General features: G+C 53.2%; 23 protein-coding genes. 22 read left to right on the top strand and 1 reads right to left on the bottom strand.

Translation table 11 applies throughout. From position 1 onward, the window contains the following. Window positions 1–173 precede the first annotated feature (173 nt). From miaB to DD586_RS05720, 9 genes are all read left to right on the top strand, one after another. Window positions 174–1,598: a tRNA (N6-isopentenyl adenosine(37)-C2)-methylthiotransferase MiaB gene (miaB, locus tag DD586_RS05760; RefSeq protein ID WP_095522549.1), complete on the top strand. Its 1,425-nt coding sequence runs from the start codon at window positions 174–176 to the stop codon at window positions 1,596–1,598. 230 nt (window positions 1,599–1,828) lie between these two features. Continuing rightward, complete coding sequence (locus DD586_RS05755) at window positions 1,829–2,884, top strand: PhoH family protein (protein ID WP_012883874.1); 1,056 nt, start codon at window positions 1,829–1,831, stop codon at window positions 2,882–2,884. Beyond that, window positions 2,881–3,366: an rRNA maturation RNase YbeY gene (gene ybeY, locus DD586_RS05750; protein WP_012883873.1), complete on the top strand. Its 486-nt coding sequence runs from the start codon at window positions 2,881–2,883 to the stop codon at window positions 3,364–3,366. The genes DD586_RS05755 and ybeY overlap by 4 nt, the downstream gene beginning before the upstream one ends. A gap of 100 nt (window positions 3,367–3,466) precedes the next feature. After that, entirely contained in the window at window positions 3,467–4,336 is an 870-nt protein-coding gene (gene corC / locus DD586_RS05745) for a CNNM family magnesium/cobalt transport protein CorC (RefSeq protein ID WP_012883872.1), read from the top strand. Between the two features lie 7 nt (window positions 4,337–4,343). After that, window positions 4,344–5,873, top strand: a complete 1,530-nt coding sequence (gene lnt, locus DD586_RS05740; RefSeq protein WP_012883871.1) for an apolipoprotein N-acyltransferase — start codon at window positions 4,344–4,346, stop codon at window positions 5,871–5,873. A gap of 370 nt (window positions 5,874–6,243) precedes the next feature. Next, window positions 6,244–7,137: a glutamate/aspartate ABC transporter substrate-binding protein gene (locus tag DD586_RS05735; RefSeq protein WP_012883870.1), complete on the top strand. Its 894-nt coding sequence runs from the start codon at window positions 6,244–6,246 to the stop codon at window positions 7,135–7,137. A 162-nt stretch (window positions 7,138–7,299) separates the two neighbouring features. Next, window positions 7,300–8,040 carry an amino acid ABC transporter permease gene (locus DD586_RS05730; RefSeq protein WP_012883869.1) on the top strand — a complete coding sequence of 247 codons (741 nt, stop codon included), beginning with the start codon at window positions 7,300–7,302 and terminating at the stop codon, window positions 8,038–8,040. Continuing rightward, a complete protein-coding gene (gene gltK, locus DD586_RS05725; protein WP_012883868.1) occupies window positions 8,041–8,715 on the top strand; it encodes a glutamate/aspartate ABC transporter permease GltK in 675 nt (224 codons plus the stop codon). Continuing rightward, entirely contained in the window at window positions 8,715–9,440 is a 726-nt protein-coding gene (locus tag DD586_RS05720; RefSeq protein WP_012883867.1) for an amino acid ABC transporter ATP-binding protein, read from the top strand. The genes gltK and DD586_RS05720 overlap by 1 nt, the downstream gene beginning before the upstream one ends. Window positions 9,441–9,583: 143 nt before the next feature. On the opposite strand, the gene DD586_RS05715 is transcribed toward DD586_RS05720, so the two are convergent. Further along, complete coding sequence (locus DD586_RS05715; RefSeq protein WP_012883866.1) at window positions 9,584–10,066, bottom strand: zinc ribbon-containing protein; 483 nt, start codon at window positions 10,064–10,066, stop codon at window positions 9,584–9,586. 268 nt (window positions 10,067–10,334) lie between these two features. Between DD586_RS05715 and leuS the strand changes: the two genes are divergently transcribed. The 13 genes from leuS to lipA all read left to right on the top strand — a co-directional run bounded on the left by leuS (window position 10,335) and on the right by lipA (window position 24,128). Then, a complete protein-coding gene (gene leuS / locus DD586_RS05710; protein WP_012883865.1) occupies window positions 10,335–12,917 on the top strand; it encodes a leucine--tRNA ligase in 2,583 nt (860 codons plus the stop codon). A gap of 14 nt (window positions 12,918–12,931) precedes the next feature. Further along, a complete protein-coding gene (lptE, locus tag DD586_RS05705) occupies window positions 12,932–13,486 on the top strand; it encodes an LPS assembly lipoprotein LptE (RefSeq protein ID WP_012883864.1) in 555 nt (184 codons plus the stop codon). Beyond that, complete coding sequence (gene holA / locus DD586_RS05700) at window positions 13,483–14,514, top strand: DNA polymerase III subunit delta (RefSeq protein ID WP_012883863.1); 1,032 nt, start codon at window positions 13,483–13,485, stop codon at window positions 14,512–14,514. Before lptE ends, holA begins: the two co-directional genes overlap by 4 nt. 4 nt (window positions 14,515–14,518) lie before the next feature. Beyond that, on the top strand, window positions 14,519–15,178 hold the full coding sequence (nadD, locus tag DD586_RS05695) for a nicotinate-nucleotide adenylyltransferase (protein WP_012883862.1): 660 nt from the start codon (window positions 14,519–14,521) through the stop codon (window positions 15,176–15,178). Between the two features lie 169 nt (window positions 15,179–15,347). Beyond that, entirely contained in the window at window positions 15,348–15,665 is a 318-nt protein-coding gene (gene rsfS / locus DD586_RS05690; RefSeq protein ID WP_012883861.1) for a ribosome silencing factor, read from the top strand. A 1-nt stretch (window position 15,666) separates the two neighbouring features. After that, a complete protein-coding gene (gene rlmH, locus DD586_RS05685; RefSeq protein ID WP_012883860.1) occupies window positions 15,667–16,137 on the top strand; it encodes a 23S rRNA (pseudouridine(1915)-N(3))-methyltransferase RlmH in 471 nt (156 codons plus the stop codon). A 36-nt stretch (window positions 16,138–16,173) separates the two neighbouring features. Next, window positions 16,174–18,084 (top strand): peptidoglycan DD-transpeptidase MrdA, encoded by a 1,911-nt coding sequence (gene mrdA, locus DD586_RS05680; protein ID WP_012883859.1) that lies wholly within the window; start codon window positions 16,174–16,176, stop codon window positions 18,082–18,084. Between the two features lie 7 nt (window positions 18,085–18,091). Further along, complete coding sequence (gene mrdB, locus DD586_RS05675; protein WP_012883858.1) at window positions 18,092–19,204, top strand: peptidoglycan glycosyltransferase MrdB; 1,113 nt, start codon at window positions 18,092–18,094, stop codon at window positions 19,202–19,204. Window positions 19,205–19,213: 9 nt separating this feature from the next. Then, on the top strand, window positions 19,214–20,362 hold the full coding sequence (gene rlpA / locus DD586_RS05670) for an endolytic peptidoglycan transglycosylase RlpA (RefSeq protein ID WP_012883857.1): 1,149 nt from the start codon (window positions 19,214–19,216) through the stop codon (window positions 20,360–20,362). Between the two features lie 179 nt (window positions 20,363–20,541). Next, window positions 20,542–21,753, top strand: a complete 1,212-nt coding sequence (gene dacA, locus DD586_RS05665) for a D-alanyl-D-alanine carboxypeptidase DacA (RefSeq protein WP_012883856.1) — start codon at window positions 20,542–20,544, stop codon at window positions 21,751–21,753. 134 nt (window positions 21,754–21,887) lie between these two features. Further along, entirely contained in the window at window positions 21,888–22,151 is a 264-nt protein-coding gene (gene ybeD, locus DD586_RS05660; protein WP_012883855.1) for a DUF493 family protein YbeD, read from the top strand. Between the two features lie 110 nt (window positions 22,152–22,261). Next, window positions 22,262–22,972, top strand: coding sequence for a lipoyl(octanoyl) transferase LipB (lipB, locus tag DD586_RS05655; RefSeq protein WP_012883854.1), 711 nt, complete (start codon window positions 22,262–22,264; stop codon window positions 22,970–22,972). 190 nt (window positions 22,973–23,162) lie between these two features. Then, window positions 23,163–24,128: a lipoyl synthase gene (lipA, locus tag DD586_RS05650; protein ID WP_012883853.1), complete on the top strand. Its 966-nt coding sequence runs from the start codon at window positions 23,163–23,165 to the stop codon at window positions 24,126–24,128. The last annotated feature ends 34 nt before the right edge of the window (window positions 24,129–24,162 follow it).

The raw sequence follows: 24,162 nt of genomic DNA, 5'->3' as shown, positions 1-24,162 counted from the left end.
TTACTGGATTTCACGGTGAGTTTTTCACAAAAGCGACACCCACCGTCGCCAAACGCCGTCTCACGCTTGATCTGGTCACAACGGCGGCAAAAGATTACAATACGCGCCCGCATGTACGCGCCCCTCGAAGGACAGCGTGTTTACCCGCACTGAGTAATGGCTAGTCGATGACGATGACAAAGAAACTGCATATCAAAACCTGGGGCTGTCAGATGAACGAATACGATTCATCGAAGATAGCCGACCTACTGGAAAGTACGCACGGTTACCAGCTGACCGACGTCGCTGAAGAAGCTGACATTCTGCTGCTGAATACCTGTTCGATCCGAGAGAAGGCGCAGGAAAAAGTGTTTCATCAGCTCGGCCGCTGGAAAACGCTCAAAGACGTCAACCCGAATCTGATTATCGGTGTGGGCGGCTGTGTGGCGTCCCAGGAAGGCGAACACATTCGTGACCGCGCGCACTATGTGGATGTGATTTTCGGGCCACAGACACTGCATCGTTTGCCTGAAATGATCAATCACGTTCAGGGCACCCGTAGCCCTATCGTGGATATCAGTTTCCCGGAAGTAGAGAAATTTGACCGCCTGCCGGAACCGCGTGCCGACGGGCCAACCGCATTCGTTTCCATCATGGAAGGCTGCAACAAGTACTGTACGTTCTGCGTGGTGCCTTATACCCGTGGTGAAGAAGTCAGCCGCCCGGTCGATGATGTGCTGTTTGAAATCGCCCAACTGGCGGCGCAAGGCGTGCGTGAAGTGAATCTGCTGGGCCAGAACGTGAATGCGTATCGCGGCGCCACGCACGATGATGATATTTGCAGTTTCGCAGAGTTGCTGCGTTTAGTAGCGGCGATCGACGGTATCGACCGTATCCGCTTTATCACCAGCCACCCGATTGAGTTCACCGACGACATTATCAGCGTTTACGAAGATACGCCGGAACTGGTGAGCTTCCTGCATCTGCCGGTTCAGAGCGGTTCAGACCGCATTCTGACGATGATGAAACGTCGCCACACTGCGCTGGAATACAAGGCTATTATCCGCAAACTGCGTAAAGCGCGCCCAGCTATCCAGATCAGTTCCGATTTTATCGTCGGCTTCCCGGGCGAAACCCAGGAAGATTTCGAACAAACCATGCAGTTGATTGCTGATGTCGATTTCGACATGAGCTTTAGCTTTATTTATTCGCCCCGCCCTGGTACTCCGGCCGCCGATATGGTGGACGATGTGACCGAAGAAGAGAAAAAACAGCGTTTGTACATTCTGCAAGAACGCATCAATCAACAAGCCATGCAGTACAGCCGCCGGATGATGGGCACGGTGCAGCGCATTCTGGTGGAAGGGACGTCGCGCAAAAGCGTGATGGAACTGTCCGGGCGCACTGAAAATAACCGTGTGGTGAACTTTGAAGGCACGCCAGATATGATCGGCAAATTCGTCGACGTGGAAATCGTTGATGTTTATCCGAACTCGCTGCGTGGCGTAGTCGTTCGTACCGAAGACCAAATGAATCTACGCGTCAGTGAATCACCGACCTCGGTTATCGCGCGTACTCGTAAAGAAGACGAACTCGGCGTCGGTATCTATCAGCCGTAATGGCTCATGCACGTTATTCAGGCGGGCCGTCAAACGGCCCGCTTTTTCTTTAGTTCCGACTCACTGACTGGGCGAATGCATCGCCCTGGCAGCCTTTATGCCGAATCTGACTTGCGCCTTGCGGGCTTCACGATAAATAATCAAGGTAATCTCTGCGCCACATCCGGGCAGATACCTCAGCCCGTGGCACAACGTCATTGCTCATTCTGCTTAAACCCAAGAGGAATAGTTTGAACGTAACGATAAAAGAAATTGCCCTCGAACCTGCGGATAATAAACGTCTGCTTAGTCTGTGCGGCCCGTTTGACGACAACATCAAACAGCTGGAGCGCCGCCTCGGCATAGAGATCAATCATCGCGACAATCATTTCAAGCTGGTAGGAAAAGACCTCTGCATCGACGCCGCTGCCGATATCCTGCGCCATTTGTATGTGGATACCGCACCGGTGCGTGGCGTGATTCCAGACATCGATCCAGAACAGATTCATCTGGCTATCAAAGAGTCCCGGGTACTGGAACAGACCGCCGACAGCGTACCGGAATACGGCAAAGCGGTGAACATCCGCACTAAACGCGGCGTCATCAAACCCCGTACGCCCAATCAGGCGCAGTACATCGCCCATATTCTCGATCATGACATTACTTTCGGTATCGGCCCGGCCGGTACGGGGAAAACCTATCTGGCGGTGGCTGCTGCGGTGGACGCACTGGAACGACAGGATATCCGCCGTATCCTGCTGACCCGCCCGGCGGTGGAAGCCGGTGAAAAACTCGGCTTCCTGCCAGGTGATTTGAGCCAGAAAGTGGACCCTTACCTGCGTCCGCTCTACGATGCGCTGTTTGAAATGCTGGGCTTCGAGCGCGTGGAAAAGCTCATTGAACGCAACGTCATTGAAGTCGCGCCACTGGCTTATATGCGTGGGCGTACCCTGAACGATGCCTTCATCATTCTGGATGAAAGTCAGAACACCACTATCGAGCAGATGAAGATGTTTCTGACCCGTATCGGCTTTAACTCGAAAGCCGTTATTACTGGCGACGTCACCCAGATAGACCTGCCACGTAACCAAAAATCCGGTTTGCGTCACGCCATTGAGGTGCTGTCAGACGTGGAAGAGATCAGTTTCAACTTTTTCCACAGCGAAGACGTGGTACGCCATCCGGTGGTAGCCCGCATCGTCAACGCGTATGAAGCCTGGGAAAGCGCCGACCAGAAACGCCGGGAAGAACTGGCAGAACAGCGTAAACGTGAAGCGCAGGCCAGCAGCACGCAGGAGCAAAAATGAGCCAGGTCATTCTTGATTTGCAGATAGCCAGTGAGAATAGCCACGGGCTACCGTCTGAAGCCGACTTCCAGCGCTGGCTGGAAGCGGTGTTACCGCAGTTTCAGGACGAGGCTGAGGTCACCATCAGGGTGGTGGATGAAGAAGAAAGCCATCACCTGAACCTGACCTATCGCGGTAAGGACAAGCCGACCAACGTTCTCTCCTTCCCCTTCGAGGCACCACCAGAAGTGGAACTGCCGCTGCTGGGTGACCTTATCATCTGCCGACAAGTGGTCGAGCAGGAAGCGGTCGAACAAGGGAAAAGTGAAGAGGAACATTGGGCGCACATGGTTGTCCATGGCAGTCTGCATCTGTTAGGTTATGATCACATCGAAGACAGTGAAGCCGAAGAAATGGAAGCACTGGAAACGGAAATCATGCAGAGTATGGGTTATGCCGACCCGTATCTGGCAGAAAAAGAAAATTTTACGGATACGCCTTAAATTCGATATTTTAAGGACCAGACGCCAGCGGTGATATCGCCTGTTTATTGTATGCACTGCTGGTCATCATTTCTTAACAAGAGTGATATTTACTGACGCCATGAGCGACGACCATTCTACCAACAGCGATACCCCCAGTCCCAAAAAGGGATTCTTCTCTTTTTTTCTCAATCAAATTTTTCATGGTGAGTCCAAAGATCACGACGATTTGCTGGCGTTGATCCGCGATTCGGAACAGATCGACCCGGAAATCCGCGACATGCTGGAAGGCGTGATGGACATCGCCGATCAACGGGTGCGCGATATTATGATTCCGCGTTCTCAGATGATTACACTCAAACATAACCAGACGCTGGAAGAGTGTCTGGACGTGATCATCGAATCGGCGCACTCCCGTTTCCCGGTTATCAGCGAAGACAAAGACCACATTGAAGGCATCCTGATGGCCAAGGACCTGCTGCCGTTTATGCGTAGCAACTCTGAGCCATTTAGCATGGATAAAGTGCTGCGTCCTGCCGTTGTGGTACCGGAAAGCAAGCGGGTAGACCGCATGCTCAATGAATTCCGCTCCCTGCGCTACCACATGGCTATCGTCATTGATGAATTTGGCGGCGTTTCTGGGCTGGTGACGATTGAAGATATTCTGGAGCTTATTGTTGGTGAAATCGAAGACGAATACGATGACGAGGAAGATCGCGACATCCGTCAGCTCAACCGCCAGACTTATACGGTACGTGCGCTTACCCCTATCGAGGATTTCAATAAGATCTTCGAAACCCGCTTTAGCGACGAGGAAGTCGATACCATTGGCGGTCTGGTGATGCAGTATTTCGGCCACCTGCCGGCACGCGGGGAAACCATCGACATAGACGGTTACCTGTTCAAAGTTGCCATGGCAGATAGCCGCCGTATTATTCAGGTTCATGTCAGGATCCCTGACGACGCCCCGCAACCGCAACTGGAAGACTAATTTATTCATGGCAGTCTCCTCATTATTACAACGCCAGCAGGTTCGCCTCCTGCTGGCGCTTTTATTCGGTGCCTGTGGCACGCTGGCGTTTTCTCCTTACGATGTCTGGCCTGCCGCTATTATCTCCCTGATGGGTTTATTGGGCCTGACGCTAAACCGTCGGGCTCGTCAGGCTACCGCCATCGGCTTTTGCTGGGGATTTGGCCTGTTTGGCACCGGTATCCATTGGGTCTACTACAGCATCGCCGACTTTGGCGGCATGCCGGGGCCGGTCAATGTCGGCCTGGTGACGCTACTGGCGCTCTACCTGTCACTCTATCCGATGCTGTTCGCCGGACTACTCTCACGCCTGTGGCCGCAAACTACCGTCTGGCGACTGGCGCTGGCCGCACCGGTTCTCTGGCAGCTCACTGAACTGCTACGTGGCTGGGTATTAACCGGCTTTCCGTGGCTACAATTTGGCTATAGTCAGCTTGATGGTCCGCTGAAAGGCCTTGCGCCAATAGCCGGGGTGGATACCCTCACCTTCCTGCTGATGGTGATAAGTGGGTTGCTGGTGTTGGGATTAGTACAGCGCCGCTGGCAGCCAGCCTTGGTTGCGGCAGCGTTATTGGTGTTGCCATGGCCGCTGCGCTCGCTCGAATGGTACAAACTGCAACCGGAACGCGCCGTTAACGTCGCCATGGTGCAGGGCAACATTCCACAAGAGCTGAAGTGGGATCCGAACGAGCTGTTCAATACGCTAAAAATTTATTTCGACAGCACCCTGAAGGTGATGGATAAGGCACCACTGGTGATTTGGCCTGAATCTGCCATTCCTGACGTCGAAATCCGCCAGCAGCAGTACCTGACGCAACTGGACACTATCCTGCGCGAGCACCACAGCAGCCTGATCACCGGCATCGTCGATGCCCGCCGGGAAAACAATCGTACCGATTTTTATAACAGCATTATTGTGTTGGGTGACCAGCAACCGTATCACTACCCCACCACAAATCGCTACAGTAAGCATCACCTGGTGCCGTTTGGGGAATTTGTGCCGCTGGAAGCCTTGCTGCGCCCGCTGGCGCCGTTTTTTGATTTACCGATGTCGGCGTTCAGCCGCGGCGACTATCGCCAACCGCAACTGGTCGTCAACGGTTATCGCCTCACCGCCACCATTTGCTATGAGGTGATCCTGGGGCAACAGGTACGCGACAACTTCCGTCCTGACACCGACATGCTGCTGACAGTTTCTAACGATGCCTGGTTTGGCAATTCGATTGGTCCCTGGCAACATTTCCAAATGGCGCGGATGCGCGCACTGGAACTGGGACGCCCACTGCTACGCGCCACCAACAATGGGGTAACCGCCGCTATCGCGCCTGATGGCAGCATTAGCGCCAGCCTGCCTCAGTTTACCCGTGATGTGCTGGAAACCCGTGTCACTCCCACAACAGGCATCACGCCTTACGCCCGGTTTGGCTCATGGCCCCTGTGGATACTGGAAGCCGCGTTGGGCCTGACAGCGCTGGTATACCGTCGGCGCTTACGCTAACTCACCCACTCCCCCGAACCCGAACAAGACATGCTTAGACATGTCTTGTTTCATTTCTGGCATATAACTTGCTACCTATTCAGATGAAACGTCTTGCATGCACGCTTGCGGCCATCTTCATCCCTGAACCAGCACAACATTAGGGCATGAACTGCACCAAATCAGTGCCATAAGTTTTTTATTGCAGCAATCTGGTGCGGGACGCCTCGCAAAAAACAAACATTCTCGTTTCATTATGTTTACAATCCGCTATTTTTAAACATGACAGCGTTTTATTCGCTCTTTAGCGGTGCACAACGTGACATGGCCTGAATCCAAAGGTCACATCACCCATGATAGGCATCGATCACAACAGCAAAGGAGTTAGAACATGCAATTGCGCAAACTGGCACTGTCATTACTGTTGATCTCGGCAACCGGAAGTCTGGCTCATGCAGAAGAGCTGACGGGCACGCTGAAAAAAATCAAAGACAATGGTGTTATCACCATCGGCCACCGTGAATCGTCAGTGCCATTTTCCTACTACGACAACCAGCAGAAAGTAGTAGGTTACTCTCAGGCCTACTCCGACAAGATTGTTGAAGCCGTCAGGAAAAAGCTCGATGCACCAAACCTGCAGGTAAAATTAATTCCTATTACCTCACAAAACCGTATTCCGCTGCTGCAAAATGGCACTTATGACCTGGAATGCGGCTCGACGACCAATAACCTGGAACGCCAGCAGCAGGTCGCTTTCTCCGACACCATTTTCATCATTGGTACACGTCTGCTGACCAAAAAAGACTCCGACGTCAAAGATTTTAGCGATCTGGCAGGTAAAGCCGTCGTCGTCACCTCCGGCACCACCTCAGAAGTGTTGCTGAACAAGATGAACGAAGAGAAAAAACTGAATATGCGCATCATAAGCGCCAAAGACCATGGCGACTCGTTCCGTACGCTGGAAAGCGGCCGCGCTGTGGCCTTCATGATGGATGATGCCTTGCTGGCAGGTGAGCGCGCCAAAGCCAAAGCACCGGATGAATGGGTTATCACCGGCACCCCGCAATCCCGCGAGGCGTATGGCTGTATGCTGCGTAAAGACGACCCGCAGTTCAAACAACTGGTTGATGCGACAATCAGTCAGGTGCAGACCTCCGGCGAAGCCGAAAAATGGTTTGATACCTGGTTCAAACAACCGATTCCGCCGAAAAACCTGAATATGAACTTTGCGCTGTCAGACGACATGAAAGCCTTGTTCAAGGCACCCAACGATAAGGCGTTGTAACCGAATTAATAATGACAATAAAGGGCAGTAATCTGCCTTCCGATTGCTGATTCGTGGCAAGACAGACAGGTGCAGAGTGGCCGTTCCCCATTCTGTGAATCCATGAGCCACTCACCAATCTTCGGGGTAGCGAACGCTACCCCTTTTTTACCGGAGTTCGTTATGTCAATAGATTGGAACTGGGGTATCTTCCTGCAACCGGCCCCTTTCGGAAATACAACCTATCTGGGGTGGATTATTTCCGGTCTGCAGGTCACCGTCTCACTGTCGCTATGTGCCTGGGTCATCGCTTTTCTGCTGGGCTCACTGCTGGGTATTCTTCGTACCGTCCCCCATCGTCTGCTGTCAGGTATCGGCACCTGTTATGTAGAGATGTTTCGTAACGTGCCGCTGATTGTGCAGTTTTTTAGCTGGTATCTGGTGGTGCCGGAGCTTTTACCGACCAAATTAGGGATGTGGTTTAAAGCGGAGCTGGACCCCAATATTCAATTTTTCCTGTCTTCTATGTTTTGTCTGGGCATGTTCACCGCCGCTCGTGTGTGCGAACAGGTGCGGGCAGGCATTCAGTCATTACCGCGAGGCCAAAAGGCCGCCGGTTTAGCCATTGGCCTGACACTTGCGCAAACTTACCGTTATGTTCTGTTGCCCAACGCCTACCGGGTCATTGTGCCGCCATTGACCTCGGAAATGCTCAACCTGGTGAAAAACTCCGCCATCGCCTCCACTATCGGTCTGATGGATATGGCCGCGCAGGCAGGCAAACTGTTGGATTACTCTGCCCACGCCTACGAATCGTTTAGTGCGATTACACTGGCTTATGTCGGCATCAACGCCATCATCATGCTGCTGATGCAAATTGTAGAGCGTAAAACCCGTTTGCCGGGCAACCTGGGGAGCAAATAAATGTATAACTTTGACTGGAGTTCCATTCCCCCCAGCCTGCCTTATCTGATTAAAGGCATGGGAGTGACGCTGGAGATCACCCTGACAGCTGTGGTGGTAGGGATAGTCTGGGGAACCGTGCTGGCGGTGATGCGACTGTCGCCGGTTAAGCCCATCAGTTGGTTTGCCAAACTGTACGTCAACCTGTTCCGTTCAGTGCCACTGGTGATGGTGCTGCTGTGGTTCTACCTGATTGTACCGAGCTTATTACAAAATGTGCTTGGCCTTTCCCCGAAAACCGATATTCGGCTGGTATCGGCTATGGTAGCCTTTTCGTTGTTCGAGGCTGCCTATTATTCCGAGATTATCCGCGCCGGTATCCAGAGCATTTCCCGTGGACAGGCTTCAGCGGCGCTGGCGTTGGGGATGACCCACTGGCAATCCATGCAACTGGTGATTCTGCCTCAGGCGTTCCGGGCTATGGTACCCTTATTGCTGACTCAAGGTATCGTGCTGTTTCAGGATACCTCGCTGGTGTATGTGCTCAGTCTGGCGGACTTTTTCCGTACCGCATCCACCATTGGCGAACGTGATGGCACTCAGGTAGAAATGATTCTGTTCGCCGGGTTTGTCTATTTTGTTATCAGCCTCTCGGCGTCGATGCTGGTCAATTATTTGAAGAGAAGGACGGTTTGATGATTTTCCTGAAAAATGTTTCTAAATGGTATGGTCAATTTCAGGTGCTGACCGACTGCTCCACCGAAGTGAAAAAAGGTGAAGTGGTGGTGGTTTGCGGACCTTCCGGCTCCGGGAAATCGACCTTAATCAAAACCGTTAACGGCCTTGAGCCCATTCAGCAAGGTCAGATCGAAGTTAACGGCATCGTCGTCAACGATAAACGAACTAACCTGGCGCAACTGCGCTCCAAAGTGGGCATGGTGTTCCAGCATTTCGAACTGTTCCCACACTTGTCTATTGTTGACAACCTGACGTTAGCGCAGGTCAAGGTACTCAAGCGTGATAAAGAAGCCGCCCGTGAGAAGGGATTGAAACTGCTGGCTCGCGTTGGTTTGTCTTCCCACGCCAATAAATTCCCCGGGCAGTTATCCGGTGGTCAGCAACAGCGTGTGGCGATCGCGCGCGCGCTGTGCATGGACCCGGTTGCGATGCTGTTTGACGAGCCAACCTCAGCGCTCGACCCGGAAATGATCAACGAGGTGCTGGACGTGATGGTTGAACTGGCGCAGGAAGGCATGACCATGATGGTCGTCACCCATGAGATGGGCTTCGCCCGCAAAGTGGCGCATCGCGTTATCTTCATGGATGAAGGCAAGATAATCGAAGACACGCGCAAAGAGGATTTCTTCGGTAATCCACGCTCTGATCGCGCCAAAGACTTTTTGGCCAAGATCCTGCATTAAGACGCAGCGTCTCACTGACCATCGACTTCTGATATCAGTAACATTTGACCGCTATAACATTTAACCTCGATAACAAGGGTGCTCCGGCACCCTTGTTTTTACCTATGGTTGTTCAGAAATAACGGACTTAGCGGAAAAAGGGATCAGGGAGAAAAGGGCTGGCGATGGAACTGGTCGTGTCCACATTTCGGGCACAGTGGCAACACCTCTGGCGTATAAAAGGCAATATGGTGATGGCACTGTTCGCATACCAGATTACCCAATCCCACCACTTCGCCACTATGATACACGCCATGGTGGCTGACATCTTTGAACACTTCACGCCATTCCAGCTGTGTCTTGTCAGTGATATCCGCCAGGTTCTGCCACAAACTTTCGCGGACAACACGCATGAAGACACTGTCGGAAAAGGCATTCTGGCTCTCCTCATAGCTGAGAGAGAACGCTTCCAGATCACGCTGGAGCGCCAGTATTACCTGCTCAATCTCCTTTTGCGTCAGTTCGTTGGTTTCCTGCAACTGACGTCGTGCATCCGACATCAGTTTATCTATGTCTCTCTCACCTCGGCTTAGCCACTCGGTAACGGCAGACATCAGTTCCCGGTAATACTGCACCACTTTGCTCATCGTGACTCCTTAGCGTAAAAGCGCTTATCGACGGGCCTGCAAAGCCTAGTGTAGATGATTTTTACAACACTACCGGGAGCCGCTTCCCAATCCGCAGTTTTCCCCCTCGCCTCGCCGCGTTCTTCACCGCTAACACCGCATAAATCAACGACAGAGCGCCTCAAGCGGTTGTTGAGCCTGTTGCTTATCAGCTATGCTATGCGGATCTTTTGAAATGAAACAGAACATGCTACCGCGTTAGCAATTTCACTAAGGACCACTGGCAGCCATGCAAGAGCAATACCGCCCGGAAGATATCGAAGCGCACGTCCAACTTCACTGGCAAGAAAAACAGACTTTCAAAGTGACCGAAGAACCCGGCAAGGAAAAATACTATTGCCTTTCCATGCTGCCTTATCCTTCCGGCCGTCTTCACATGGGTCATGTCCGCAACTACACCATCGGTGACGTGATCTCCCGTTACCAGCGCATGCTGGGTAAAAACGTACTGCAGCCTATCGGTTGGGATGCGTTCGGCTTGCCGGCGGAAGGCGCGGCGGTGAAGAACAATACGGCGCCAGCCCCCTGGACCTACGACAATATCGAATACATGAAAAACCAGCTGAAATTGCTGGGTTTTGGTTACGATTGGGATCGCGAAATCGCCACCTGTAAACCGGACTACTATCGCTGGGAACAGTGGTTTTTCACCAAGCTGTATGAAAAAGGCCTGGTCTACAAAAAAACCTCAGCGGTGAACTGGTGCCCGAACGACCAGACGGTACTGGCCAACGAGCAGGTCATCGACGGTTGCTGCTGGCGCTGTGATACCAAAGTGGAACGCAAGGAAATTCCGCAGTGGTTCATCAAAATCACGGCGTATGCTGACGAATTGCTCAACGACCTCGATACGCTGGAAAGCTGGCCGGAGCAGGTCAAAACCATGCAGCGTAACTGGATTGGTCGCTCCGAAGGGGTGGAAATTACCTTCCGTATCGCCGACGCCGACGATACGCTGACCGTTTACACTACCCGCCCGGATACCTTCATGGGCGTGACTTACGTTGCAGTGGCTGCCGGTCATCCTCTGGCGTTGAAAGCGGCGGAAAGCAACCCGGTACTGCAAGACTTCATCGCCGAATGCCGCAACACCAAAGTGGCGGAAGCCGACATGGCGACGATGGAGAAAAAAGGCGTCGCCACCGGCCTGTTCGCTATCCACCCGCTGACCGGTGAGAAAGTACCGGTGTGGGCCGCCAACTTCGTGCTGATGGAGTACGGTACCGGAGCCGTGATGGCGGTACCGGGTCACGACCAGCGCGACTGGGAATTCGCCCACAAATATAACCTGCCGGTGAAACCCGTTATTCTGATGGCAGACGGCAGTGAGCCGGATCTGTCCACTCAGGCGCAAACCGAAAAAGGCTGCCTGTTTAACTCTGGCGAGTTCAACGGATTAGATTTTGACGCCGCGTTCAACGCCATCGCCGATAAACTGGTATCGCAAGGCGTCGGTCAGCGCAAAGTGAACTATCGTCTGCGTGACTGGGGCGTATCCCGCCAGCGCTACTGGGGTGCACCTATCCCGATGGTGACGCTGGAAGATGGCACGGTCATCCCAACGCCAGAAGACCAGTTGCCGGTCATTCTGCCGGAAGACGTGGTCATGGACGGGATCACCAGCCCGATTAAAGCCGACCCCGAATGGGCGAAAACGACGGTTAACGGTCAGCCTGCGCTGCGTGAAACCGACACGTTTGATACTTTTATGGAATCCTCCTGGTATTACGCACGTTATACCTGCCCGCAGTACGACCAGGGTATGCTCGACCCGGCAGCGGCGAACTACTGGTTACCGGTCGACCAATATGTTGGCGGTATCGAACACGCCATCATGCACCTGATGTATTTCCGTTTCTTCCACAAACTGATGCGTGACGCCGGTCTGGTGAATTCGAATGAGCCAGCCAAACGTCTGCTGTGTCAGGGAATGGTGCTGGCCGACGCGTTCTATCATCTTGGCAACAACGGTGAACGTATCTGGGTTTCACCGGTCGACGTGACACTGGAGCGCGATGACAAAGGCCGCATCACCAAGGCATTTGACAGCGAAGGCCGTGAACTGGTGTATGCTGGCATGAGCAAAATGTCGAAATCGAAAAACAACGGTATCGACCCGCAGGTGATGGTGGAACGCTATGGTGCCGACACCGTCCGTCTGTTCATGATGTTTGCATCACCGGCGGAAATGACGCTGGAATGGCAGGAATCTGGCGTTGAAGGGGCCAACCGCTTCCTGAAACGCGTCTGGAAGCAGGTTTACGATCATACCGGCAAAGGCGCTAGCGCACCGCTGGATACGGCAGCCCTGACCGACGATCAGAAAGCGCTGCGCCGTGACCTGCACAAAACCATCGCCAAAGTGACCGACGATATCGGTCGCCGTCAGACCTTCAATACAGCTATCGCTGCCATTATGGAGCTGATGAACAAGCTGGCTAAAGCACCGCAAGAGTCTGAGCAAGATCGCGCACTGACGCAAGAAACGCTGCTGGCGGTTGTACGGATGCTCTATCCTTTTACCCCGCACGTCTGCTTCGTACTGTGGAACGAACTGAAAGGCGAAGGTGATATCGATCAGGCACCGTGGCCGGTCGCCGATGAACAGGCGATGGTCGAAGATTCTCGCCTGGTGGTGGTACAGGTTAACGGTAAAGTTCGCGGTAAGATTACCGTGGCGGCCGATGCCACTGAACAGCAGGTGCGTGATCGTGCAGCGCAGGAGCCGCTGGTGGCAAAATATCTGGATGGCGTGACTGTCCGCAAGGTGATTTTCGTTCCGGGCAAACTGCTTAACCTGGTTGTGGGTTAAGGCAAGGAGGTACTGTGCGACACCCGTTTTTAACGCTGGTGCTGGGGCTGGTGGTCTTAATGACCGCCGGCTGCGGCTTTCATTTGCGCGGCACCACCCAAATACCGACGCAATTGCATAATCTGATACTAGACAGCGGCGACCCCTATGGCCCAACGACCCGGGCTATTCGTGAACAGCTGCGCCTTAACGATATTCAGGTAACGGAAGATAGCAAACGCAAAGATATTCCATCGCTGCGTTATATGGGGGAAACCTTGTCACACAACACGGTTTCCATTTTCCAGGACGGGAAAACAGCGGAATATCAGTTTGTTATGGTGCTGAAGGCCCAGGTGCTGATCCCAGGGGATGATATTTATCCTCTCAGCGTAACGGTTTTCCGCTCTTTCTTTGACAACCCGCTGGCCGCGCTGGCTAAAGACGCTGAGCAGGACATTATCGTTCAGGAAATGCGTCAACAGGCCGCTCAGCAACTGGTACGTAAGCTGCTGACCATCAAGGGTAACCAGAACACGAAAAGCGCTCAGAAAGCAGCGACTAACGCTGTCACTCCGGCTCACCCATGATTCGTCTCTACCCCGAACAACTGACCGCGCAGCTCCATGAGGGGCTGCGCGGCTGTTATCTGTTGTTTGGTAATGAACCGTTATTGCTGCAGGAAAGTCAGGACCATATTCGTGCTGTCGCCCGCCAGCAGGATTTTCTGGAACATTTTAGTTTCACGATCGATAACAACACCGACTGGGATGCCATCTTTTCCACCTGTCAGGCACTCAGCCTGTTCGCACCCCGTCAGACCCTGTTGCTGATTTTGCCGGATACGGGTCCCGGAGCCCCTGCCAGTGAACAACTGGTTAAACTCACCACGCTACTGCATCCGGATATTCTGTTAATGGTCAGAGGAAACAAACTGACTAAAGCACAGGAAAACAGCGCCTGGTTCAAAGCGTTATCCCAGCAGGGGGTATATGTTCCCTGTATGACGCCCGAACAGGAACAGCTTCCTCGCTGGGTGGCACAGCGAGCCAGAAATATGAAGCTGGAACTGGATGATGCCGCTAGCCAACTGATTTGCTATTGCTATGAAGGAAATATGCTGGCGTTGGTACAGGCGCTGGAACGGCTCTCGCTGCTGTACCCCGATGGCAAGTTGACGCTGCCTCGGGTGGAACAGGCCGTCAACGATGCCGCTCACTTTACGCCATTCCATTGGCTGGATGCCTTGCTCGGCGGCAAAAGCAAACGGGCATGGCACATTCTTCAGCAACTACGGCTGGAAGATTGTGAACCGGTCATCCTGTTGCGCACGGTGCAACGGGAGTTGTTGTTGCTGCTACAGTTAAAACGACGCATGACAGGCACGCCGCTGCGTACGCTGCTTGACCAGCATAAAGTCTGGCAAAACCGTCGGCCACTGCTGACACAGGCGTTACAGCGTCTGTCGTTGACCCAATTACAACAGGCGATTACCCTGCTGAGCCGACTGGAGATCACCCTGAAACAGAATTATGGGCAGCCAGTCTGGGACGAACTGGAAACCCTGTCGATGATTCTGTGTGGTAAGGCACTGCCTGACAGCCTGCTTGAGGTATAGCGATTTGCCGACATCCTCCACTCGCCCTACCCTGACTGCCTATTTTGGCGGTACGTTTGATCCGATTCACTACGGACATCTGCGCCCGGTTACTGCACTGGCGCAGGAAATCGGCCTTCAGCGCGTCATTCTGTTACCCAATAATGTGCCGCCGCACCGCGAGCAGCCAGAAGCCAGCGCCAGTCAGCGCAAGACCATGGCTGAACTGGCAGTACAGGGTAATCCGCTGTTTTGGGTAGACTCTCGTGAGTTACAACGCGCCACGCCGTCTTATACGATTGACACACTGGAAGCATTGCGTACAGAGAAAGGCACCAGTACGCCACTGGCATTCATTATCGGGCAAGACTCGCTGCTGACGCTGCATCACTGGCACCGCTGGCAGGAGATTCTGGACTACTGTCACCTGTTGGTGTGCGCCCGACCCGGTTATCGCCAACAGTTGGATACCGACGAACTGGAAACCTGGCTGACACGGCATCAAACCCAGGATGCCGCACAATTACACCGTCAAAACCATGGGTTGATTTATCTTGCCCATACGCCGTTGCTCTCAATTTCAGCGACAGAAATCCGTCAGCGTCGACAAAACGGCCTCGATTGCCATGACCTGCTGCCCGAGAGCGTGCTGAAGTATATTGACACACACGGACTCTATCGATAACCACACGTCGATACCACTCATTATAAGGCCGTGATATACTCCGCCGCTGGTTTCAGCCACAGGAAAACCTCCTGCCGTAGCCTTATGGCTTCAGTGAAACGGCTGTTATCCGCCAATACCGCCTGGCCGACATAACCGGCTGATTAACCACTTATCGAAGGGGGAACCTTTGCAAGGCCAAGCACTCCAAGATTTCGTTATTGATAAACTGGACGATTTGAAAGGTCAGGATATCGTGGCGCTCAATGTAAAAGGGAAATCCAGCATCACAGACTACATGGTGATTTGCACCGGAACATCCAGCCGCCATGTCAGCTCTATCGCCGATCACGTTGTACAGGAATCCCGCGCCGCCGGACTGATGCCGTTAGGTGTCGAAGGGGAAAATGACGCCGATTGGGTCGTGGTCGACCTCGGTGATGTGATCGTTCATGTGATGCAGGAAGAAAGCCGTCACCTGTACGAACTGGAAAAGCTCTGGGGCTGATATGAAGCTGCAACTGGTCGCCGTCGGCACCAAGATGCCCGACTGGGTGCAGACAGGTTTTACCGATTATCTTCGCCGATTTCCCAAAGATATGCCGTTTGAGCTGGTGGAAATCCCGGCGGGTAAGCGTGGCAAAAACGCGGATATCAAGCGGATCCTTGAGCGGGAAGGTGAGTTGATGCTAGCGGCTGTAGGGAAAGGCAACCGCATCGTCACACTGGATATTCCCGGCTCACGCTGGGAAACGCCGCAGTTGGCGCAACAACTGGAACGCTGGAAACAAGACGGACGCGATATCAGCCTGCTGATCGGCGGCCCGGAAGGGTTAGCACCACAATGCAAAGCCGCCGCGGAGCAAAGCTGGTCGCTGTCACCGCTGACGCTGCCTCATCCGCTGGTGCGTGTGCTGGTAGCAGAAAGTCTGTACCGGGCCTGGAGCATTACCACCAATCATCCTTACCATCGGGAGTAAGGCGAATGATGAACCCTGTGAAGTAGCAATCGCTGGATGAATATAGAACGTAAACCCTTTCGTGACTATACGGCTGAGGCGGCCTTGTTTGTTCGCCGGGCGCTGGTCGCATTCCTGGGCATTTTGCTGCTAAGCGGTATTCTGGTCGCCAACCTATACCATCTGCAGATTGTACGTTTTGACGATTACCGTACTCGTTCAAATGAAAACCGTATCAAGCTGGTACCGATAGCCCCCAGCCGTGGCATCATTTATGACCGTAACGGTACGCCACTGGCGCTCAACCGTACCATTTACCAGTTGGAGCTGATTCCCGAAAAAGTTAACAACCTGGAAGAGACGCTACAGGCGCTCAAGCCCATTATTGACCTGACCGATGAAGACATTGATAACTTCAGAAAAGAGCGCAAGCGCTCACGCCGCTTCACCTCCATTCCCGTCAAAACCGGACTGAATGAAGTGCAGGTCGCGAGCTTCGCGGTCAACCAGTACCGTTTTCCCGGTGTAGAAGTCAAAGGCTACCAGCGCCGCTACTATCCTTACGGTTCTGCACTCACCCATGTCATCGGCTACGTTTCCAAAATCAACGATAAAGACCTGGAACGGCTGGACCAGGAAGGCAGGCTTGCGGATTACGCCGCCACGCATGATATCGGCAAACTCGGCATTGAGCGTTATTACGAAGATGTGCTGCACGGCAAACCGGGTTACGAGGAAGTGGAAGTCAATAACCGCGGCCGCGTCATCCGCCAGTTGCACGAGCAACCTCCGCAAGCGGGTAAAGATATCACCCTGACACTGGATCTCAACCTTCAGCTTTATATCGAAAAATTGCTGGAAGGCAGCCGAGCCGCCGTGGTGGTCACCGATCCGAAAGACGCGTCTATTCTGGCGATGGTATCCACCCCCAGCTATGACCCGAACTTGTTCGTAGACGGTATTTCCAGTAAGACTTATCACGCCCTGCTGACCGATCCAAACCGCCCGTTGATCAACCGTGCGACACAAGGGGTTTACCCACCGGCTTCAACCGTCAAACCCTATATCGCGGTTTCTGCGCTGAGTGCCAATGTCATTACCCCGTATACGTCGCTGTTCGATCCCGGCTGGTGGCAGTTGCCCGGTTCGGAAAAACGGTTTCGCGACTGGAAAAAATGGGGGCATGGTCGCCTGAACCTGACCAAAGCTATTGAAGAATCCGCGGATACCTTCTTCTATCAGGTTGCTTACGATATGGGGATCGACCGTCTGTCAGAATGGATGACTAAATTCGGTTACGGTCAACGTACAGGGATCGATTTGTCCGACAAAGAAGAAAGTCCGGGCATCATGCCGACGCGTGAATGGAAAATGAAGCGTTATAAAAAACCATGGTATCAGGGGGATACTATCCCTGTTGGTATCGGTCAGGGTTACTGGACCGCTACGCCGATTCAAATGCTGAAAGCGCTGACGACGCTGATTAATGACGGTCAGGTACAAGTACCGCACCTGCTTGGCAGTACGATGGAAAACAACACAAAGGTGCCGTTCCGTCAACCACAACACCAGCAGATTGGTGATATTCGTTCCGGTTATTGGGAAATCGTCAAAGACGGTATGTATGGCGTGGCTAACCGCCCGAACGGTACCGCGCATAAATTCTTCGCCGATGCGCCGTATAAAGTTGCGGTCAAGTCAGGGACGGCACAGGTATTCGGCCTGAAGGAAAACGAAACCTATAATGCCAACCGGATTGCCGAGCGGCTACGTGACCACAAACTGATGGTTGCCTTCGCCCCCTACAACAATCCGAAAGTCGCTATGTCCATCATTCTGGAAAACGGCGGCGCCGGCCCCGCCGTCGGGACCATTGTGCGTCAGATCCTCGACCATATTATGTTGGGCGACAATAATACCAGCCTGCCGGATGCGCCGCCGTCGCCGCCGGGCAGTGAAACCGAGTAGAGACACCATGACAGACAGTCAACAAAAAGGCTCAATCTGGACCAAACTACACATTGACCTGCCTTTCCTTCTGTGTGTAATGGCGTTACTGGGCTATAGCCTGTTCGTCATGTGGAGCGCCAGCGGGCAAGACCCAGGTATGATGGAGCGCAAAGTTGCCCAATGCGTGCTGGGGCTGGTCGTCATGATTGGCATGGCGCAGATTCCGCCACGGGTGTATGAAAGCTGGGCACCTTATCTGTACATTTTTTGTTTTATTCTGCTGGTACTGGTGGATGTATTCGGCCAAATCAGTAAGGGCGCGCAACGCTGGCTCGACCTCGGTGTGGTGCGATTCCAGCCATCAGAAATCGCCAAAATTGCGGTACCGCTGATGGTGGCTCGCTATATCAACCGTGATATGTGTCCACCTTCACTAAAAAACACGGCTATCGCGCTGGCGTTAACCTTCGTCCCCACGCTACTGGTTGCCGCCCAGCCGGACCTGGGTACCGCTATCCTGATTTGCGCATCGGGTTTGTTCGTGCTGTTTCTCGCAGGCATGAGCTGGCGGCTGATTGCAGTTGCCGCCCTATTGCTGGCCGCGTTCATTCCCGTGCTCTGGTTTTTCCTGATGCATGATTATCAACGAGACCGAATCATGATGCTGCTTGACCCGGAAACCGACCCGCTGGGTGCTGGCTACCATATTATTCAGTCGAAAATCGCAATAGGTTCCGGTGGCTTGAGCGGCAAAGGCTGGTTACAGGGCACCCAATCCCAGTTAGAGTTCCTGCCAGAACGTCACACCGACTTCATCTTCGCCGTACTGGCAGAAGAGCTCGGCTTGATAGGCGTGCTAATTCTGCTGGCACTTTATCTGTTCCTGATCATGCGTGGTCTGGTGATAGCCGCCAATGCGCAGACCTCCTTCGGCCGGGTGATGGTCGGCGGTCTGATGCTTATCTTTTTCGTGTATGTGTTTGTTAACATCGGCATGGTGAGTGGTATTCTGCCGGTGGTTGGTGTGCCGCTGCCGTTGGTCAGCTATGGCGGTTCGGCGCTGGTCGTCTTGATGGCGGGGTTCGGTATCGTCATGTCGATACACACTCACCGCAAAATGTTATCCAAGAATTTATAGGGGTAAGCAATGCGTAAGGATTGGGTTTGGATTGGCGCGCTCAGCCTGGCTCTGGCTGGCTGTAGCGTCACGGAACAGCCGCAGTCTCCCTCACCGCAGGCCTCAGCATACAACGGCCCGGTAGAAGAAATCGGCGGTGTCGAACCGCGTTACGAACCGTATAACCCTGCCAACATGCAAGATTACAGCATGAATGGTAAAACATACCGTATTGTCAAAAACCCGGAAAACTTCAGTGAAAGCGGGTTTGCGGCCTGGCACGACAGAGAATCTGTCGGTAACCGCACCGCGACCGGTGAAGAATTCGATGTCAATGCGATGGCGGCGGCACATCCAACGTTGCCTATTCCCAGTTACGTGCGCGTTACTAATCTCAGCAACGGCCGCCGTCTGGTGGTACGCATCAATGATCGCGGGCCTTATACGCCAGGCAGAATCATCGATCTGACCAAAGGGGCGGCCGACCGTCTTAACCTGTCCAATAATACCAAGGTGAAGGTAGACTTCATCAACGTAGCACCGGACGGTACGCTTTCCGGTCCAGGAACCATCGGTACACGCGTGGCCAAGCAGAGCTTTGCTTTACCGGCTCGCCCCACACTGGGTTCAAGTGGTATGGGAACGCCAATGATGGAAAGCGCGCCACAGCCTGCCGCTGCAGTACGACCGATCAGCAATGCCACGCTGGTACCGGCTACAAGCAACGCCGGTGGTATGACTGGCGCTGCGGATACGTCGGCTCCTCACGCCGGTGGCGCAACTGGGGGCGGTTTCCTCGGCTCGCCTAAACCTCTGCCCAGTGGTGTACTGGAAGGCTCGGAGACGACTCCCACTGCGGTGCCGGTTCGCTCAACACCGGCTGTCGGCGTAGCCTCTGTCGCCACGTCATCCCTCGCATCATCGGCAAGCGTGCCCGCAGGCTCGGGTAATATTGTGTTGCAGGTCGGGGCGTTAAGCGATCAGCAACGGGCGCAAACCTGGCTGAAAAGCCTGAACGACCGTTTCCGCGTGCCCGGCAAGGTGACCCTGAGTAACGGCTTGTATCGCATCCAATTAGGCCCATTCCAGAACCGCCAACAGGCCGTTGACCTGCAGCAGCGTCTGTCGAGTGAAGCGCAACAGCCATCATTTATCACGACTGTATCTGGCGCGCAGTAACGCATTTACACTCGAAAGAGGGGTTAATCTCCTCTTTCGTTATCCACACAAGCGATAACGATACCACCTATGGCGATCAGCAAAACCACGTAACGTATTGTCTGGTGCCGCCCCGATTTTCATCTGCTATAGTGTGGCTCGTTTTTTAACTTATACCCACGGATGTTGTTGTTCCAATCATGAAAACAGTAATCACGTCTTGTTTTACCAAACGTATTGCGCTCGGCACGTTGCTCGCCATCAGTGCATCCACTTTCGCCTACGCAGACGACATTAATCTGAAAACCATGATCCCTGCCGTCCCGGACATTGATGCCGAAGCGTACATCCTGATTGATTACAACTCGGGTAAAGTCCTGGCGGAAAAGAACGCCGACGCCCGCCGCAATCCGGCCAGTCTGACCAAGATGATGACCAGTTATGTTATCGGTCAGGCGATTAAAGCCGGGAAAATTACGCCGAACGACGTCGTGACGATTGGTAAAGACGCCTGGGCGACCGGTAACCCCGACTTTCAGGGTTCCTCACTGATGTTCCTTAAACCGGGCGATCGTGTACCGGTTTATCTACTGAATAAAGGGATCATCCTGCAGTCCGGCAACGATGCCTGTGTGGCAATGGCGGATTACGTGGCTGGCAGTCAGGATGCGTTCGTCAACCTGATGAATGGTTACGTCAAGGCGTTGGGTTTACAGAATACCAACTTCAAAACTGTTCACGGCCTGGACGCGGAAGGCCAGTACAGTTCAGCCCGTGATATGGCGCTGATTGGTCAGGCATTGATCCGTGATGTACCGGATGAATACGCGACCTACAAAGAAAAAGAATTTACCTTCAACAACATTCGTCAGTTGAACCGCAATGGTCTGTTGTGGGATAGCAGCCTGGCCGTGGATGGTATCAAAACCGGCCATACCGCATCCGCGGGATATAACCTGGTTGCCTCAGCAACCGAAGGGCAGATGCGCCTGATTTCCGCGGTGATGGGTGGACGGACGTACAAAGGCCGCGAAACAGAGAGCAAGAAACTGCTCACCTGGGGTTTCCGCTTCTTTGAAACCGTCGCACCGCTGAAAACCGGTAAAGAGTTCGCGTCTGAGCCGGTATGGTTCGGTAATAGCGACCGGGTATCATTGGGTGTCGATAAAGATGTTTACATCACTATCCCGCGTGGACGCATGAAAGATCTGAAAGCCAGCTATGTGCTTACCAATTCAGAATTGCATGCGCCACTGGCTAAAAACCAGGTGGTGGGTACTATCAACTTCCAACTCGATGGCAAGGTCATTGATCAGCGCCCGCTGGTCGTCATGAACGAAGTCAAAGAAGGCGGTATTTTCGGTCGTCTGTTTGATTACATCAAACTGATGTTCCACCGTTGGTTTAGTTGATCCCCCTTGAATCCTGAGCAACCGCCCTTATGTTGCTCACTAAAGGATCGACAGCCCGCTTTCGGTCATACTTATACACTCCCGCTTCGGCGGGAGTGGTAATTTTTGTACTAATGAATAACTCTGGAGTCACCATGAAAACCAAACTCAACGAACTGCTTGAATTTCCATGTTCATTTACCTACAAGGTCATGGGATTGGCAAAACCGGAGCTGGTGGATCTGGTTGTGGAAGTGGTCCAGCGCCATGCTCCCGGTGACTACACCCCACAGGTCAAACCCAGTACCAAGGGCAACTACCACTCCGTGTCGATTACCATCACCGCAACCCATATTGAGCAGGTTGAAACGCTCTACGAAGAGCTGGGTAACATCGATATTGTGCGTGTGGTGCTCTAACCAGCCCGATTCTCCGGCCTTGTCTCCCTAATCCGGAGACAAGCGAGGAAAGCGCTATTCGCTCAAGTCTCCCCTCGCTATAATTGCGCTCATCCCTTCTTTACCCGACGATGACACTCTTGCAACAGGATACGCTCACAGCACGCAACACCATCATAGTGCGTCAATTAGGCATACAGCCTTATGAACCGGTATCGCAGGCCATGCATACCTTTACCGAGCAGCGGGATAGCCACAGCGCCGACGAGTTATGGCTGGTGCAACACCTGCCCGTTTTTACCCAGGGTCAGGCAGGCAAAGCCGAACACGTCCTGATGCCCGGTGATATTCCGGTGATTCAAAGCGATCGCGGTGGTCAGGTCACCTATCACGGCCCCGGCCAGCAGGTGATGTATGTGCTGATTGATATCAAAAGACGTAAAGTGGGCGTACGCCAGTTAGTAACCGCTATCGAAAATACCGTTATCAACACGCTGGCGCATTATGCTGTTGAGGCGAATGCCCGCCCGGATGCTCCCGGCGTCTATGTCGGCGAGCGTAAAATTTGCTCACTGGGATTGCGTATCCGGCACGGCTGTTCGTTTCATGGTCTGGCGCTAAACATTGCGATGGATCTGTCCCCTTTCCTGCGTATCAACCCTTGCGGCTATGCCGGTATGAGCATGACCCAGCTCAGTGAACTGGTTCCCGGTACGACGGTAGCTGACACCGCTCCGGTCATGGTACAGGCGTTTATGGCACAGCTGGACTACCAACAGCAGGAATGGCTGGACTGGGACTGGTCACAGCAGGGAGAACCGCACCCGCTGCATGCCGAGTGACATAGTCTAAAACCATTCAGTTACAGTTTATTTACATTGTTTCTGCAATTTGTTGTTCTATGGCTGCTCGTCAGAAGACAAAGATGATATAATTTTGTGAGTTTTTTAAAAAAAAGTTTAACCACTCACGTAATCCAATGAATTTTAGATAAATTCATAACAGCGACTCAGAACTGGAAATTACGCAACTATGAGTAAACCGATTCAGATCGAACGTGGCGTCAAATACCGCGATGCAGACAAAATGGCCCTGATCCCGGTACGCACCGTCGCTACCGAGCGTCAGGAAATGCTCCGCAAACCAGAATGGATGAAGATAAAATTACCTGCGGACTCCAGCCGGATTCAGGGCATCAAGGACGCCATGCGCCGCAATGGTCTGCACTCGGTTTGCGAAGAAGCCTCCTGCCCTAACCTGGCAGAGTGCTTTAATCATGGTACGGCCACGTTCATGATCCTTGGGGCTATTTGCACCCGCCGTTGCCCATTCTGTGATGTTGCCCACGGCCGCCCGCTGACGCCCGATGCCAACGAGCCGGAAAAACTGGCGCAAACTATCCATGATATGGGGTTGCGTTATGTGGTCATCACATCGGTTGACCGTGATGACCTGCGCGATGGCGGTGCACAGCACTTTGCCGACTGTATCAGTGCGATACGCCGCAAAAACCCAACCATCAGAATCGAAACACTGGTGCCGGATTTTCGTGGCCGGATGGACCGGGCGCTGGATATCTTAACCGCTACCCCGCCAGACGTGTTCAACCATAATCTGGAAAACGTGCCGCGTCTTTATCGTCAGGTTCGTCCGGGTGCTGATTATGAATGGTCGTTAAAATTGCTGGAGAAATTCAAAGCGTCGCACCCAACCATTCCAACCAAATCCGGTCTGATGGTGGGCTTGGGGGAAACCAACGACGAAATTCTGGATGTGATGCGCGATTTGCGTCGACACGGTGTGACCATGCTGACGTTGGGACAATACCTGCAGCCAAGCCGTCATCACCTGCCGGTACAACGTTATGTACCGCCGGAAGAATTCGAAGAAATGAAAGCGGAAGCGCTGGCAATGGGCTTTACCCATGCCGCCTGTGGTCCGTTTGTCCGCTCTTCCTACCATGCAGACCTGCAGGCCAAAGGGATTGAAGTGAAATAACAGGTTATTACCTGCAACATTTCCTTACCAAAAA

Source organism: Dickeya parazeae Ech586, from assembly GCF_000025065.1.
In the GTDB taxonomy this organism is placed as follows: Bacteria; Pseudomonadota; Gammaproteobacteria; order Enterobacterales; family Enterobacteriaceae; genus Dickeya; species Dickeya zeae.
The sequence above is the reverse complement of the archived record's forward strand: the minus strand, read 5'-3'. Positions and strand labels throughout refer to the sequence as shown.

Bases quoted from the DNA above. Each gene is read 5' to 3' on its own strand.
- DD586_RS05735 (WP_012883870.1), top strand. From the start codon at position 6,244: ATGCAATTGCGCAAACTGGCACTGTCATTACTGTTGATCTCGGCAACC.
- lipA (WP_012883853.1), top strand. From the start codon at position 23,163: ATGAGTAAACCGATTCAGATCGAACGTGGCGTCAAATACCGCGATGCA.
- mrdB (WP_012883858.1), top strand. From the start codon at position 18,092: ATGACAGACAGTCAACAAAAAGGCTCAATCTGGACCAAACTACACATT.
- corC (WP_012883872.1), top strand. From the start codon at position 3,467: ATGAGCGACGACCATTCTACCAACAGCGATACCCCCAGTCCCAAAAAG.
- lipB (WP_012883854.1), top strand. From the start codon at position 22,262: ATGACACTCTTGCAACAGGATACGCTCACAGCACGCAACACCATCATA.
- ybeY (WP_012883873.1), top strand. From the start codon at position 2,881: ATGAGCCAGGTCATTCTTGATTTGCAGATAGCCAGTGAGAATAGCCAC.
- rlpA (WP_012883857.1), top strand. From the start codon at position 19,214: ATGCGTAAGGATTGGGTTTGGATTGGCGCGCTCAGCCTGGCTCTGGCT.
- dacA (WP_012883856.1), top strand. From the start codon at position 20,542: ATGAAAACAGTAATCACGTCTTGTTTTACCAAACGTATTGCGCTCGGC.
- DD586_RS05720 (WP_012883867.1), top strand. From the start codon at position 8,715: ATGATTTTCCTGAAAAATGTTTCTAAATGGTATGGTCAATTTCAGGTG.
- ybeD (WP_012883855.1), top strand. From the start codon at position 21,888: ATGAAAACCAAACTCAACGAACTGCTTGAATTTCCATGTTCATTTACC.
- DD586_RS05715 (WP_012883866.1), bottom strand. From the start codon at position 10,066: ATGAGCAAAGTGGTGCAGTATTACCGGGAACTGATGTCTGCCGTTACC.
- holA (WP_012883863.1), top strand. From the start codon at position 13,483: ATGATTCGTCTCTACCCCGAACAACTGACCGCGCAGCTCCATGAGGGG.
- DD586_RS05730 (WP_012883869.1), top strand. From the start codon at position 7,300: ATGTCAATAGATTGGAACTGGGGTATCTTCCTGCAACCGGCCCCTTTC.
- leuS (WP_012883865.1), top strand. From the start codon at position 10,335: ATGCAAGAGCAATACCGCCCGGAAGATATCGAAGCGCACGTCCAACTT.
- lnt (WP_012883871.1), top strand. From the start codon at position 4,344: ATGGCAGTCTCCTCATTATTACAACGCCAGCAGGTTCGCCTCCTGCTG.
- rlmH (WP_012883860.1), top strand. From the start codon at position 15,667: ATGAAGCTGCAACTGGTCGCCGTCGGCACCAAGATGCCCGACTGGGTG.
- gltK (WP_012883868.1), top strand. From the start codon at position 8,041: ATGTATAACTTTGACTGGAGTTCCATTCCCCCCAGCCTGCCTTATCTG.
- miaB (WP_095522549.1), top strand. From the start codon at position 174: ATGACAAAGAAACTGCATATCAAAACCTGGGGCTGTCAGATGAACGAA.
- mrdA (WP_012883859.1), top strand. From the start codon at position 16,174: ATGAATATAGAACGTAAACCCTTTCGTGACTATACGGCTGAGGCGGCC.